Source organism: Erwinia sp. AnSW2-5 (assembly GCF_045107195.1).
In the GTDB taxonomy this organism is placed as follows: Bacteria; Pseudomonadota; Gammaproteobacteria; order Enterobacterales; family Enterobacteriaceae; genus Erwinia.
Genome location: NZ_JBJGXA010000011.1, coordinates 181,109 through 194,463, shown reverse-complemented (window position 1 = coordinate 194,463; position 13,355 = coordinate 181,109). Strand labels below are relative to the sequence as shown.

At 55.9% G+C, this 13,355-nt stretch carries 12 protein-coding genes, 1 tRNA gene and 1 pseudogene; 12 read left to right on the top strand and 2 right to left on the bottom strand.

Translation table 11 applies throughout. The features are described from left to right. Nucleotides 1–64 precede the first annotated feature (64 nt). Entirely contained in the window at nucleotides 65–349 is a 285-nt protein-coding gene (rplY, locus tag ACFL9S_RS10230) for a 50S ribosomal protein L25 (protein ID WP_133841448.1), read from the top strand. Between the two features lie 135 nt (nucleotides 350–484). Here the strand turns inward: rplY and yejK are convergent, their stop codons facing one another. Further along, a complete protein-coding gene (gene yejK / locus ACFL9S_RS10225; protein ID WP_405261755.1) occupies nucleotides 485–1,489 on the bottom strand; it encodes a nucleoid-associated protein YejK in 1,005 nt (334 codons plus the stop codon). Nucleotides 1,490–1,658: 169 nt separating this feature from the next. Here yejK and ACFL9S_RS10220 point away from each other — a divergent pair, with 169 nt between their 5' ends. The 11 genes and pseudogenes from ACFL9S_RS10220 to ACFL9S_RS10170 all read left to right on the top strand — a co-directional run bounded on the left by ACFL9S_RS10220 (nucleotide 1,659) and on the right by ACFL9S_RS10170 (nucleotide 11,511). Beyond that, the gene (locus ACFL9S_RS10220) at nucleotides 1,659–1,886 is read left to right on the top strand and encodes a YejL family protein (RefSeq protein ID WP_405261754.1); all 228 of its coding nucleotides are present in this window, start codon (nucleotides 1,659–1,661) and stop codon (nucleotides 1,884–1,886) included. A gap of 21 nt (nucleotides 1,887–1,907) precedes the next feature. Continuing rightward, nucleotides 1,908–3,659, top strand: a complete 1,752-nt coding sequence (yejM, locus tag ACFL9S_RS10215) for an LPS biosynthesis-modulating metalloenzyme YejM (RefSeq protein ID WP_405261753.1) — start codon at nucleotides 1,908–1,910, stop codon at nucleotides 3,657–3,659. Nucleotides 3,660–3,860: 201 nt separating this feature from the next. Next, nucleotides 3,861–3,937: transfer RNA gene (locus ACFL9S_RS10210), tRNA-Pro, on the top strand. A gap of 820 nt (nucleotides 3,938–4,757) precedes the next feature. Beyond that, entirely contained in the window at nucleotides 4,758–4,964 is a 207-nt protein-coding gene (locus ACFL9S_RS10205) for a hypothetical protein (RefSeq protein ID WP_405261752.1), read from the top strand. An 82-nt stretch (nucleotides 4,965–5,046) separates the two neighbouring features. Next, complete coding sequence (locus tag ACFL9S_RS10200) at nucleotides 5,047–5,781, top strand: 4'-phosphopantetheinyl transferase (protein WP_405261750.1); 735 nt, start codon at nucleotides 5,047–5,049, stop codon at nucleotides 5,779–5,781. A 372-nt stretch (nucleotides 5,782–6,153) separates the two neighbouring features. Next, nucleotides 6,154–7,152, top strand: a complete 999-nt coding sequence (locus ACFL9S_RS10195) for an MsnO8 family LLM class oxidoreductase (RefSeq protein WP_405261749.1) — start codon at nucleotides 6,154–6,156, stop codon at nucleotides 7,150–7,152. 11 nt (nucleotides 7,153–7,163) lie between these two features. Then, nucleotides 7,164–8,294, top strand: a complete 1,131-nt coding sequence (locus tag ACFL9S_RS10190; protein WP_405261748.1) for a M20 peptidase aminoacylase family protein — start codon at nucleotides 7,164–7,166, stop codon at nucleotides 8,292–8,294. A 128-nt stretch (nucleotides 8,295–8,422) separates the two neighbouring features. Continuing rightward, nucleotides 8,423–9,292 (top strand): annotated as a pseudogene (locus ACFL9S_RS10185) (ABC transporter substrate-binding protein); the annotation flags it as partial. Between the two features lie 11 nt (nucleotides 9,293–9,303). Then, nucleotides 9,304–9,828 carry a GNAT family N-acetyltransferase gene (locus ACFL9S_RS10180; protein WP_405261746.1) on the top strand — a complete coding sequence of 175 codons (525 nt, stop codon included), beginning with the start codon at nucleotides 9,304–9,306 and terminating at the stop codon, nucleotides 9,826–9,828. Continuing rightward, a complete protein-coding gene (locus ACFL9S_RS10175) occupies nucleotides 9,815–10,714 on the top strand; it encodes an amino acid ABC transporter permease (RefSeq protein ID WP_405261745.1) in 900 nt (299 codons plus the stop codon). Before ACFL9S_RS10180 ends, ACFL9S_RS10175 begins: the two co-directional genes overlap by 14 nt. Nucleotides 10,715–10,716: 2 nt before the next feature. Next, nucleotides 10,717–11,511: an amino acid ABC transporter ATP-binding protein gene (locus ACFL9S_RS10170; RefSeq protein ID WP_405261744.1), complete on the top strand. Its 795-nt coding sequence runs from the start codon at nucleotides 10,717–10,719 to the stop codon at nucleotides 11,509–11,511. A 99-nt stretch (nucleotides 11,512–11,610) separates the two neighbouring features. On the opposite strand, the gene ACFL9S_RS10165 is transcribed toward ACFL9S_RS10170, so the two are convergent. After that, on the bottom strand, nucleotides 11,611–13,263 hold the full coding sequence (locus ACFL9S_RS10165) for a multidrug ABC transporter permease/ATP-binding protein (protein ID WP_405261742.1): 1,653 nt from the start codon (nucleotides 13,261–13,263) through the stop codon (nucleotides 11,611–11,613). Between the last annotated feature and the right edge of the window lie 92 nt (nucleotides 13,264–13,355).

Here is a 13,355-nt window from a genome sequence, read left to right as displayed (position 1 = left end):
AGCTGAACAATCCACCTGTTGCTGGGTCGCCTGTAGCAGGAATAAAACTTGAAGAGACTTAAAAATGTTCACTATTAATGTTGAAGCTCGTAAAGAGCAGGGCAAGGGTGCGAGCCGCCGCCTGCGTTTAGCTAACAAATTCCCAGCCATCATCTATGGCGGAAATGAAGCAGCTGTTGCTATCGAACTGGACCACGACTCAGTCATGAACCTGCAGGCGAAGCCTGGTTTCTACGACGAAGTTCTGACTCTGGTTGTAGATGGCAAAGAAACCAAAGTAAAAGTGCAGGCTGTTCAGCGTCACCCGTTCAAGCCAAAACTGCACCACATCGACTTCGTTCGCGCTTAATCGCCCGTTCGTTTCAGATGTGAAAAAAACGCCGCTTAATGCGGCGTTTTTTTTCGTCTGAATTTAGCGTTCGGGCTGACCGAAACAGAAGGTCAGCCCCTACACCGAAACGCACCTGCCGTCATACCCGCTTTTTTATTTCCCGCTGATGCGGCGCTGCAACTGGTCGCGCAGGTTAGGCGGTGTACCTTTAATGGTCAGCGTGTCCGTGGTCGGATCCCAGAAAATACGTTCGCCTAACAGCATCGCATCAAAGTTGATCGTCAGCCCGCCACCGCTACCGGCAAATTTGATCAGCTGACGCAGCGTGCTGCGGTCTGCCGGAAAGCTCTCTTCCAGCTCGTAGCCCTGCTCCTGAGTAAACGCCTGGAAGGTTTTATCTCCCAGCGGCGCCAGCTCATTCGACAAGCCTTCCAGTTCAATCTCTTCGCCGGACTTCAGCTGCTCGTTACAGTAGGTGGAAACCTGCTGGCGGTAATTCTGCCGCTCATTTTTATCCAGGCTGGCTTCCGCACAGTAGTCATCCACCGCCTGTAACAGGCCACGGTTTTGCGCTTTGGTATCCAGGCCTACGCTGGCACCGAGGAAGTCCATAAAGAAGTCAGCCACTTTACGCCCTACCCGCCCACGCAGGAAGGTCAGGTAACGGGTCGACTCCGGGTTGGTTTCCCACTCGGTCAGATCGATGCGCGCCACGATATCGGCATGATTGATATCCAGATAGTGAGTCGTGCTGATATCCAGTTCTTCGTTCACGCGCATACTGTTCTGGCTGTTCAGTACCGCAATCAGCAGATACTCAACCGCCAGGTAGCGATAATGACCGAATAACACCACCCCACCTTCTGCGAACGGATACTTACTCAGCTCATCGCGCAGGCGCGCACTGGCGGCACGGCTGAACGCCAGGAAATCATTCTCGCCCTTACGGCAGTTGCGTAACGCATCGGCGAGTTCGCTCTCTTCATTAAACAGGCCATAGGCTTTGCTCTTGGCACTGTAAACACGATGCAGCTCTTCCATCATTGCCGTCACAGGCGCGTTAGACGGTAACAGTGAATCTCGCAGCACCAGTTCAAGCGTTTGTTCGTCGCGCTTGATCATCTGGTGAAGGGCAATCTGGGTGATATCCAGACTCATGGTAAACTCTCCTTTAAGCACAGGCGCGTATTCAATCACTGTGCGACATTACGATCAACTGTCAGAACGATGCACAGTTCATTCGCGCTTCATTACGATAAAAATGCAGAAAAAAGCACGTTCTTACGGTAAGATAGCGCCCTTTAAATCTCAGTATAAAATTGACGTTATGGCACAATCATCCCGCTACAGCAACGAGCGCGTGGAGAAGATCCTCGCAGAAATGGTCCAGGTTCTGGAATCAAACCAGACCCCTACCGATCTTTCCCTGATGGTATTGGGAAATATGGTGACCAACTTACTTAACACCAGCGTGTCACCAGCACAGCGCCAGGCAATGGCACGTTCGTTTGCCGATGCCCTGCAGGCGTCGGTACGCGATGACAAAGCCCACTGATGAGATGATCCTGATTCCGATATGGTAACAAATCGACAGCGCTACCGTGAAAAAGTCTCCCAGATGATTAGCTGGGGGCACTGGTTCGCCCTGTTTAACATCATCTTTGCCCTCATTTTGGGTAGTCGTTACCTGTTTGTCTCCGACTGGCCAGCCTCGCTGGGCGGTCGTATCTATTCATTCAGCAGCTGGATTGGCCATTTCAGCTTTATTGTTTTTGCTGCTTATCTGCTGATTATTTTCCCACTGACCTTTGTGGTGATGTCGCAGCGCCTGCTGCGCTTTCTCTCCGCGATTATCGCGACTACCGGGCTGACGCTGGTTCTGGTGGATAGTGCAGTGTTTTCCCGCTTCCACCTGCACCTTAATCCGGTCGTGTGGGAGCTGGTGGTTAACCCCGACCAAAGTGAGATGGCCCGAGACTGGCAACTGATGTTTATCAGCGTACCGGTTATCTTCCTGGTTGAGATGCTGTTTGCCACCTGGAGCTGGCAAAAGCTGCGCAGCCTGAATCGCCGCAGCTTTGGTAAACCGCTGGCCGGGCTGTTTATCAGCGCCTTCTTTGCCAGCCATCTGATGTATATCTGGGCGGATGCTAATTTCTATCGGCCGATCACCATGCAGCGTTCGAACCTGCCGCTCTCCTATCCGATGACCGCGCGGCGTTTCCTTGAGAAACACGGCCTGCTGGATGCGCAGGAGTATCAGCGGCGCCTGGTACAGCAGGGTAATCCTGAAGCGGTGTCGGTAGCCTATCCGCTCAGTGACATCACCTTCAGTGATAAAGGCACGCGTAACAACCTGCTGGTGATTACCGTTGATGGCCTGAATGAAGCCTCAATGGCGAAATCATTGCCCAACCTGACGCGTTTTGCCGAGAGCAACGTGCGTTTTAGCCAGCATTTCAGTTCAGGCAGCACGGAAGACAGTGGGTTATTTGGCCTGTTCTACGGCATCTCGCCAAGCTATATGGATGGCGTGCTGTCATCACGTATTCCCTCCACGCTGATCACTGCGCTGGGGCAACAGGGTTACCAGCTGGGTCTGTTTGCCAGCGACGGTTTCAACTCGCCGCTGTATCGTCAGGCCCTGCTCACCGACTTCTCTTTACCGGCATCGCAGAGCCAGTCGAATGCGGATACCACCAGTCAGTGGCAGCGCTGGCTGGACGGGCATAAAAACGAAGGTACGCCGTGGTTCTCTTACCTGTCGTTGTCGACGTCTGACCGCAGTGATAGCGCCGACAAGCAGAGCGCTCGTCGCTACAACCGCGCGGCTGCCAGCGTAGACCAGCAGATCCAGACGGTGCTGACTACCCTGGAACAAAAAGGGCTACTGGCCAACACCGTGGTGGTGATCACCGCCCAGCACGGCGTGGTGCTGGAGGGCGATACCGCGCCGGGAAATCGTGAAATGTTACAGGTGCCGCTGGTGGTTCACTGGCCGGAAACCCCTGCACAAACCGTCAATAAGCTGACGGATCACCAGGATATTATGGCCACCCTGATGCAGCGCCTGCTGCACGTCAGCACGCCAGCGGTAGATTACTCACAGGGCGAGGATCTGTTTGCCGCCCAGCGCCGTCACAACTGGGTTGCCAGCAGCACCCATCATCAGCTGTTGATCACCACCCCGCAGGTGACGCTGGCGCTGGATAACAACGGAGGTTATGCCGCCTGGGATCTGAAGGGCCAGCAGTTGAAAGATCACAAACCGCAGCTGGCGTTATTGCTTCAGGTGCTGACTGACGAAAAACGATTTATCGCAAATTAGCTTTATATACCCAAAAGAATTCGAGCTGCAGGAAGGCGGCAAGGGAAGGAATCCCGATGAGCTTACTCTTGTTAAGTGATTCGGGTGACTGAGTGAAGCCAACGCACATGCAGCTTGAAGTATGACGGGTATAAATAGAGAGCAGTCAGCGCGTTACAGGCTTGCAATCATGATGCAGTTCAGTAAGATAGATCCATCTGTCGGCGCGTAGCGCAGCCTGGTAGCGCATCGTCATGGGGTGGCGAGGGTCGAGAGTTCAAATCTCTCCGTGCCGACCAAATTACTCCGATAGTTTAAGGGGCTAACCGCAAGGTTGGCCCCTTTGCTTTATGCAACATCCCTGACCGTAGTGGCCGATCTTTTGGGCCCATCCCCGCAAGAGAGTGCTCGCTGTGGATTGTGAAACCTTCACGGCATCTCGATCTGGTGTAGGGGGCGATCATCTCTTTCGATCGCCCCGTAACGCCGGGTTGGCACCGGCTCAACATCACGGGTCGATCGGAAAAGAAGGTTGACCCCTGAGGGATCCCCACAAAAATTAATGGCTGACAGTCTGGCTTCAGGTCTGAGGCCAGTTTGAGCACGCCGGATCGGCAACGACCGCATCCTTGCGGGCCTCGGCACGCGACGTCCTGTCGCGTGACGCCCGGCTTACCTCAAACTGGCCCCATCCCCGCAGAACCATTGCTCGTTGTGAGTTTTAAAAAACCGACGCCATTGCGATCGGGTGTAGGGGGCGATCATCTTTTCCGATCGCCCCGTAACGCCGGGTTGGCACCGGCTCAACATCACGGGCGGACCGGAAAAGAAGGTCCGCCCCTACGCGTCCTGAGTTGTGGTAGCGACAAGTCATGCAGGTCTTATTTTGTGGGGATTCATCAGAGGTTGCCCCCTACATCGCACATGCAGACATTAACCCGTGATGTACAGCATCAGCCTTCCCTCTGTTTTTACGCTCTTTTTTTCGTCATACCTCTGCATTTTTCCATCAGAAAACGTGGCGAAAGTCTCAATCTTCGTCACTGCAACAAAACTGTCACAGTAATATCATACGCTGTCGCTAGACTTTCACCGCACTGTCAGACAGGGATAACTCAAATGGCCATTATCAAAGCAAAGAACTTCAAAGACGCGGAAGAACTGCTTCATTCAGGTATCAGTAAAGTGGAACTGGCTTATGACATTGGTAGCGACGACTTCTTTCGTCTTGCCAGCCAGTGGTGCGATCGCGGCGCCAAAATCTCCAAAGGTCACCATCACTTCGTCGTATCACTGAAAAGCTTCGCTATCCCACCGAATCACTGAGTTTTGGGTATAGCGCCTTTATTTTGATATCCGGCCACTAACCTGTTTAAATAAATCATCTTATTTGAACAGGTTAGCGGCTATGACTGCACTGCCCCTCCCGTCTTACCCGCCTTTTATCACGCAATGCACCCTGCAACCGCTGAATGAACATCCCGATATCCATCTGCTGGATGCGCACTACGATGCCGCGCATTTCACGGAGTCCCTGTTTACCGCACTGACTGTCCCTGCGCCTGAACACTTACAGCGGGCGGTAAAAAAGCGCCGTGCTGAATATCTGGCCAGCCGCTACTGCCTGCAACAGGCGCTGGCAAGCTGGGGCATTCCCGCGTTTTTGCTGCGTAACACCCCCGATCGTGCGCCCATCTGGCCACAAGGTATTCGCGGGTCACTGTCGCACACCCACCAGCAGGTTTGCGCACTGCTGACACGTCGTCAGGATTGGCTGCTCGGCGTTGACTGTGAACGCATTATGGCGGAGCAGGTCGCCAGTGATACGCACACTATGCTGATCACCGCCGCTGAAAAAGCACGCCTGGAACAGTGCAATGTGCCCTTTACCACGGCGCTGACGGTGGCTTTTTCGCTGAAGGAGAGTCTGTTTAAGGCCCTTTACCCGCAAGTATTGCAGTTTATGGATTTCAGTGCAGCGGAAGTGATTGAGTGCAGTGCTGATTTACAGCACATCCGTCTGCGTCTGACGCAGACAATTTCCGGGGAGATGGTGGTCGGGAGAGTCTTTGAGGGAAGAGCCATACTGCAACCCGATCAGGTGATCACCTGGATTATCGGGCCGCAGCAGCGCAGAGATTAACGGGATTCATCCTGATGACGCTGGTGCAGCGACGGCAGATCGTGGAGATCCACACCGTACAGCTCAACCATCGGCATCATTGCCTCGATCACCCGACAGCTGTCTAACGTTGCCATACCAGAGGGTGCCTGAAAAAATCGCGTGAAGTGCAGCCAAATACCTTTCATCGTGGTGTCTTCCTCTGTTAAGTGAAGCTTTATTAAACCCGACTCCCCCCGCCAGACAAAATACCCATTTCGCACAGCCTTTGCCGATTCCTGGCAAACATGGGTTAATCCCATTTCCCGACTGATATAAGCCAGATTTGTTGTTTTACAGCAGCGAACCCTCCTTCAATAATTGCCAGCAACTGATACCGTTCAAGGATGCATTATGGCTTACCGACTGAGCTTACTGGATAAAAGTCCGCTGGCTGAAGGCGAAACCGCGGCGGCTGCGCTGGCACGAACCCTGACCCTGGCGCAACGGGCGGAAGAACTGGGTTATCACCGCATCTGGCTGGCTGAGCACCACAACACGGCCGCACTGGCCAGCCCGTCACCGGAAGTGCTGATCGCCTGGATACTCGCCCATACGCGCCACATCCGTGTGGGTTCGGGTGGTGTGATGTTGCAACATTACAGCCCTTATAAGGTTGCCGAAAACTTCAATTTACTGGCATCGCTGGCCCCTGGCCGCGTCGATTTGGGCGTGGGTAAAGCGCCAGGCGGCCTGCCGCTTTCCACTAAAGCCTTACAGCAGGGCGTACATGCTGAAGAGAAAGGCGATTTTGCCAGCCAGCTGCGTGCGCTGGATCGGTGGCTGACCGCCTCCCCTGCCCCTGAAGGCGAAGACCAGCTGCTGGCCACGCCGGTGCCACCGCGCCCGGCGACACGTTTTCTGCTGGGTGCCAGCGAAGCCAGCGCCCAACTGGCCGCCGAGCTGAACTGGCAGTTCGTGTTTGCCGCTCATCTGAATGGCGATAAGCAGGAGCTGGATCGCGCCCTGACCGCTTACCGTGCGCACAGCAAAGGACAATCCGCGCTGCTGGCCGTGCAGGCCATCGTTGCCGACACCGAAGCCGAAGCCGATCTGCTGGCGGCCGATTTACAGCACTTCCGCGTGCATGTGGATAACGGTCAAAGCGTCACGGTGGGCAATCTGACCCAGGCCGAAGCCTTTATTCGCCAGTCCGGTGCGAAACAGCACCGCATTGAACCGCGTGAATCCGCCGTGCTGAAAGGCACTGCCGCGCAGGTTCACGCCCAGCTGGATGAGTTACATCAGCGTTTCGGCGTGGAAGAATTCATTATTGATACCCCGATCAGTGCCGGTGTTCCGCGCCTGAAATCCCTGCAATTGCTGGCAACCCACCAGCTGGTTGCCGCATAAGGAGCCGGACCATGAGCCACTCTCTTGCACAGCAGCTCGTCGCCTGGCGCCGTGAACTGCACCAGTATCCTGAACTGTCGAATGAGGAATTTGCCACCACCGAACGCATCACTGGCTGGCTGAAAGAAGCCGACATTACCATCCTGCCCTTTGACCTGGCGACAGGCGTCGTGGCCGAAGTCGGTCAGGGTGAACCACTGATCGCCCTGCGCGCAGATATTGATGCCCTGCCGATTGACGAGATCGTCCCGGTAGAATTCCGTTCACAGCATCAGGGCGTCATGCACGCCTGCGGTCACGACGTACACACTTCGGTGATGCTGGGTGCGGCAAAACTGCTTAAAGCCCGTGAAAAGAGCCTGCCCGGCCGCGTTCGCCTGCTGTTTCAACCGGCAGAAGAACGCTTTGGTGGCGCGAAAACGCTGATCAAAGCGGGCGCGTTACAGGATGTGGCGGCTATTTTCGGTATGCATAATGCCCCGGAACTGCCGGTCGGCACCTTTGAAACACGCGGCGGCCCGTTCTATGCCAACGTCGATCGTTTTGACATTGACGTTCACGGCAAAGGTGCCCACGCCGCCCGCCCGCAGGAAGGGGTGGATGCGATTGTGATTGCCAGCCAGATCGTCAGCGCACTACAGACGCTGGTTAGCCGCAGTTACAGCCCGCTGGAATCCGTGGTGGTCAGCGTGACGCGCATTGAGGGCGGCAATACCTGGAATGTGTTACCGCAGAAAGTGGTGCTGGAAGGCACGGTACGTACCCATAATGCAGACATCCGCAGCGAACTGCCGCAGCGTCTGCGCACGCTGATTGCAGGCATCGCCAGTGGTTTTGGTGCACGCGCCGAACTCAACTGGCATCCCGGCCCGCCAGCATTAATCAATACCGAGCGCTGGGCCGAGTTCAGTAAACAGGTGGCCGCCCAACAGGGCTACGAAGTGCAACATGCCGAACTGCAAATGGGGGGTGAAGATTTTGCCTTCTACCTGCATAACACGCCGGGCACCTTCGTCAGCATCGGCAGCAACAGTGAATTTGGTCTGCATCATCCTGGTTTTAACCCGGATGAAGCGCTGCTGTACCCCGCCGCAGAGTACTTCAGCCAGCTGGCTGAAGCGGCCCTGAAGGACATCGCTTAACGGGCAGTGAAGTGCCCGATTCATCTGCGTTTTCATCATAATAAGAGTCACTCATCATGAAAAAATCATCCGTATTACTGGGCCTGCTCAGCGCATCTTTGTGGTTTGGCACCACGGCACATGCAGAAACCGTCAAGATTAACGGCACCGGGATCAGCGTTGAGGCCAATGCCACGCCGGTTCATGCTCCGCTCAACCCGGACGCCGTCAAACTGCTGCCGAAAGACCTTAAGCTGGCCGTACCGGGCAAGTTTACCGTGGCCGTTGCGGCACTGAACTCACCGCCGCTGACGCTGTTCTCCGACGACAACAAGACCCTGCAAGGCAGTGAAGTGGATATCGCCCGCCTGGTGGCAGACAGCCTGGGGCTGGAGCTAAACGTGGTCCCCACCTCATGGGAAGACTGGCCGCTGGGCGTCAGCTCCGGTAAGTATGACGCCGCCATTTCCAACGTCACGGTCACCAAAGCGCGTAAAGAGAAGTTCGATTTCGCCACCTACCGTAAAGACTCCCTCGGTTTTTACGTGAAGTCTGACAGTAAAATCACCTCTCTGACCAAAACCGAAGACATCGCCGGACTGCGCATTATTGTCGGTTCAGGCACCAACCAGGAAGCGATCCTGCTGGCCTGGGATGCCGAAAATCAGAAAAAAGGCCTGAAGCCCTTCACGCCTGAGTATGTGAAAGATGATGCCGCGCAGACGCTGGCATTGCAGTCTGGCCGCGCTGATGCATTTTTCGGCCCGAACGTGATTGGTGCATGGAAAGCCGCCCTGACCGGAAAAACCAAACGGGTAGGCAGTGTGGATGGCGGCTGGCCGAAAGCGGCTCATATCGCGGTAACACTGAAGAAAGGTAACGGACTGGTCAACGCCGTTAACGCCGCGCTGAATGGCGTGATCAAAGGGGGCGAGTACGACAAAGTGCTGAACCGCTGGGGCGAAGGCATTGAACGCCTCGATCATTCTGAAATTAACCCGGAAGGCCTGGGCGACTAACGGAGGTCAGCATGAGCCATGAACAGTTCCGCCAGCTGTCGCCGGAGGCGCCTGAACTGGCGCCAATTATCGACGGGTTGTTTGGTGAGTACAGCGCACGTTACGGCGACTTCTTTGCACGCGATGCCGAAGTCGAACTGACCGAATGGTATCTGTCGCCACAGGGAATGTTTGTGGTGCTGGAGCGCGACGGGGAGATTATTGCAATAGGCGCCTACAAGGCGCTCGATGCTGAGACAGCCGAACTAAAACGCATCTGGACGCGCAGTGATTTGCGTCGTCAGGGACTGGCACTGAAGATATTGGTGGAACTGGAACGCCGCGCCCTGCTGGCGGGTTATCGCCAGGTGTATCTGACCACCGGTTTCCGTCAGCCGGAGGCGGTACGTCTCTATCTGTCCCACGGTTATCAGCCGCAGTTTGATACCCGTCGCGACCCGGAAGAGTACAGTCTGCCGCCGCACGATGGCCGCCTGCGCTTTACCAAGCCGTTGCATCAGACCGCCGATGCAGGAGCCGCCAATGAAACCCAGTGAAACCCTGCGCGTGGTGCCCGCACGTTACCCGCTACGGCTGGTCGGGGCGGTCATTGCGCTGTTTATTCTCGCGGTGGTTATTCAGTCCGTAGCGTTCAACCCACGCTGGGAGTGGTCGGTGTTTGCCCAGTGGTTCTTTGCCCCGGCGATCCTCAGCGGTCTGGGCCAGACGCTGCTGCTAACCCTGCTCGCCAGCCTGCTGAGTATCCTGCTGGGGGTGAGTCTTGCGCTGGCACGTCTCTCCCCTTCCTGGCTGCTTTCCGGGCTGGCGTTCGGCTATATCTGGCTGTTCCGGTCGCTGCCGCTGATTGTGGTGCTGATTATTCTTTATAACTTCTCCTATCTGTACGAAACCCTTTCATTGGGCATTCCGTTTACTCCGCTGACGTTAGTTGAGTATAAAACCATTGATGTGCTTGGGCAGTTCAGCACGGCGGTGATTGGGCTGACGCTGGTGCAGGCCGCGTATACCGCTGAGATTATTCGTGGCGGGATTCTGGGCGTGGATCAGGGGCAGTTTGAAGCCGCTGCCGCACTGGGCTTGCCGTCATCGCGCCGCACGCTGCGCATTATCCTGCCGCAGGCACTGCGCTCAATTATTCCTACCGGATTTAACGAAATCATCAGCCTCGCCAAAGGCACCGCGATGGTTTACGTACTGGCGATGCCAGAGCTGTTTTACACCATTCAGATGGTCTACAACCGCACGCAGCAGGTGATCCCGCTGCTGATGGTCGCGGCCGTCTGGTATCTGCTGATCACCACGGTGCTATCCGTGTTCCAGCACTATGTTGAACGCTGGCTGGCGCGGGGTGCCACGCGTGAGCCTGTTAGCCGTATCTCATCCACACGGCTACGCGCTGCCGTTACCCCTGTCAGGAGCTAATCATGTCTGAAGCTATCGATCTGCACAGCGATGCCACCCTCGGTCATATTTCGATTGCCGGGGTGAGTAAAAGTTATGGCCGGTTCAAGGCGCTGGACGATGTGTCGCTGGAGTTGCCGCCGGGTTCCGTTACGGTGATCCTCGGCCCATCTGGCTCAGGCAAGTCCACTCTGCTGCGGGCAATCAATCATCTTGAGCGCGTGGACGAAGGCTTTATCCGCATTGACGGCGACTATATTGGCTATCAACGCAAAGGCAATAAGCTGTATGAGCTGAAGGAGAAAGCGATCCTCAAGCAGCGTATCGGCGTGGGTTATGTGTTCCAGAATTTCAATCTGTTCCCTCACCTCACGGTGCTGGAAAACATTATTGAAGCGCCGCTGGCCCACAAGCAGCTGTCACGTGCCGAGGCCGAACAGCGCGCGTTGCAACTGCTCGACACGGTTGGGTTACGTCATAAAGCCGATGCCTGGCCGCGTCATCTTTCCGGCGGGCAGCAACAGCGCGTGGCGATTGCCCGCGCACTGGCGCTCAACCCGAAGGTCATTCTGTTTGATGAACCCACGTCGGCGCTGGACCCGGAGCTGGTCGGCGAGGTGCTGGATACCATTAAGCAGCTGGCGCGTTCCGGCACCACGCTGGTCGTTGTCACGCACGAGATCGGTTTCGCCCGTGAAGTGGCGGATAACGTGGTGTTTATGGTGGAAGGGAAGATTGTGGAACAAGGCAGCGCCGGGCAGGTGTTAAACCAGCCGCAGCACCCAAGGACACGACGTTTTCTGGCGAAGGTGTTGTAGGTCCGTCCCATTGACGCGTGGTGGTCGACCATCTGTTTCGGTCGACCACCAGGGGACGATCGGAAAAAATGATCGTCCCCTACGGCACATGACCTGACATCACACTAACGTATCGGTCCGTTTCACCGCATCCAGCGTGGCCTGATCGCGCTCATCGCCGGTCAGCTCACTCAACGCCCCGTCACGCATCTCCAGCAGGCGATCCGCATGCAGGAAGTAGTGGTCATCATGGCTGATGGCAACCACCGTTTTCCCCAGCGACTGCAGCCACGGCAACAGCTCACGGTAGAAGATACGGCGGAAGTGCGGGTCCTGATCGGCCGCCCATTCATCCAGCAACAGGATATCGCGCTGCTCTGCCGTCGCCAGCAGTAGCGCAAGGCGCTTGGTCTGCCCCTTCGACAGCTTCAGGTTCAGCACGCGGTTGCCTTCCAGCTTGATCTTATCCTGCATTTTCAGGCGTTCCAGCCAGCTCTGCACCAGCGCCGGATCGATCGCCTGCCCCTGATCGTCAATCAGACGGTCAAACAGATGCACATCGGTAAATACCGCCGAGAACAGGCGACGATAGCTCTCCATTGAGGAGGCTTCCACCACCTGTCCATCCAGCAGGATCTCGCCAGACACCGGCTGATACAGCCCGGTCAGCAGCATCGCCAGCGTGGATTTCCCACTGCCGTTCCCGCCAATCAGAAACACCAGCTCGCCGCGTTTCAATGTCATATTCACCGGGCCAACGTGGAAACCGTTATCGCCGTAATGGAACATCAGATTGCGCAGTTCCAGCGTCTGCCAGTTTTTCGCCGCCGGAAGCTGTGGGAAGTCGGCTTCATAGGGTGCCAGGTTAAAAGTGTTCAGTTTGTCGAAGGCCACCTGGGCGCTCAGCAGCGTGGGCAGTGCGCCCACCGCAGAGAGCATCGGCGTGCGCAGGAACAGCAGGGTCAGCGAATAGGTTGCCGCCACTGCGGTATCGGCCCAGCCGAGGCTGTTCGCCAGGTAAAATGCCAGACCGATGGCGCCCAGCATCATGATATTCGACCAGTTCACCGCGCTCAGATGGTAAGTATCGGCACGCACAATATGGTGACGATAGGTTTTTGCGTCTTCGCTGTAGACGTTTTCAAAGATCTGCTGTGCTCGCTGACGGTTCAGCGCCAGCTCTTTACGCCCTTCAATAATAATCTGGAAGTCGTGATACAGACGGTCTTCCGTATCACGCAGTACCGCCATATGTTGATAGACACGCGCCACCAGCAGCCAGCCACCGATAATCGTCACCGCGACCCACACGGAGGTTACCACCATCATTTTCGGTGACAGCCAGGCCAGATAAGCCGCAGAGCCAATCGTCAGGATAATCCCCTGGATCAGCTCCGGCAGGCGCACAAAGGCAATGGTGATATTGCGCACATCGCTGGTCAGGCTGGCCAGCAGCTGGGCGTTACCAATCTGCTCAATGCGCTCAACCCGCGTGTCGAGAATACGTTTGATAAATTCGCCGCGCAGGCGATAGACAAAATGGTGCCCCAGCATGGTCAGCGCCAGCTGTGAACCCAGCGTGACCGCCATCAGCAGCAGCAGCAGTCCGAGAAACTGCGGTAACACCATCACAGAGGAATTAAGGGTGACGATCAGTTCGCGGTTAATGAAAGCAATCAGGCCAATCCCCAGCGCGGCGCTGAGAAGGCTGAGCACGATCACCAGAATAAACGGCCAGCGATACTGCTTATAAACAACGTGAAGCAACTCCATGAAAACGTCCCGGCAGGTAAAAAGCAGCTTGCAGTTTAATGAGAAGCAAGACGAGATCAATAACAATTCTCATTTGGGAGCATTTACGCACG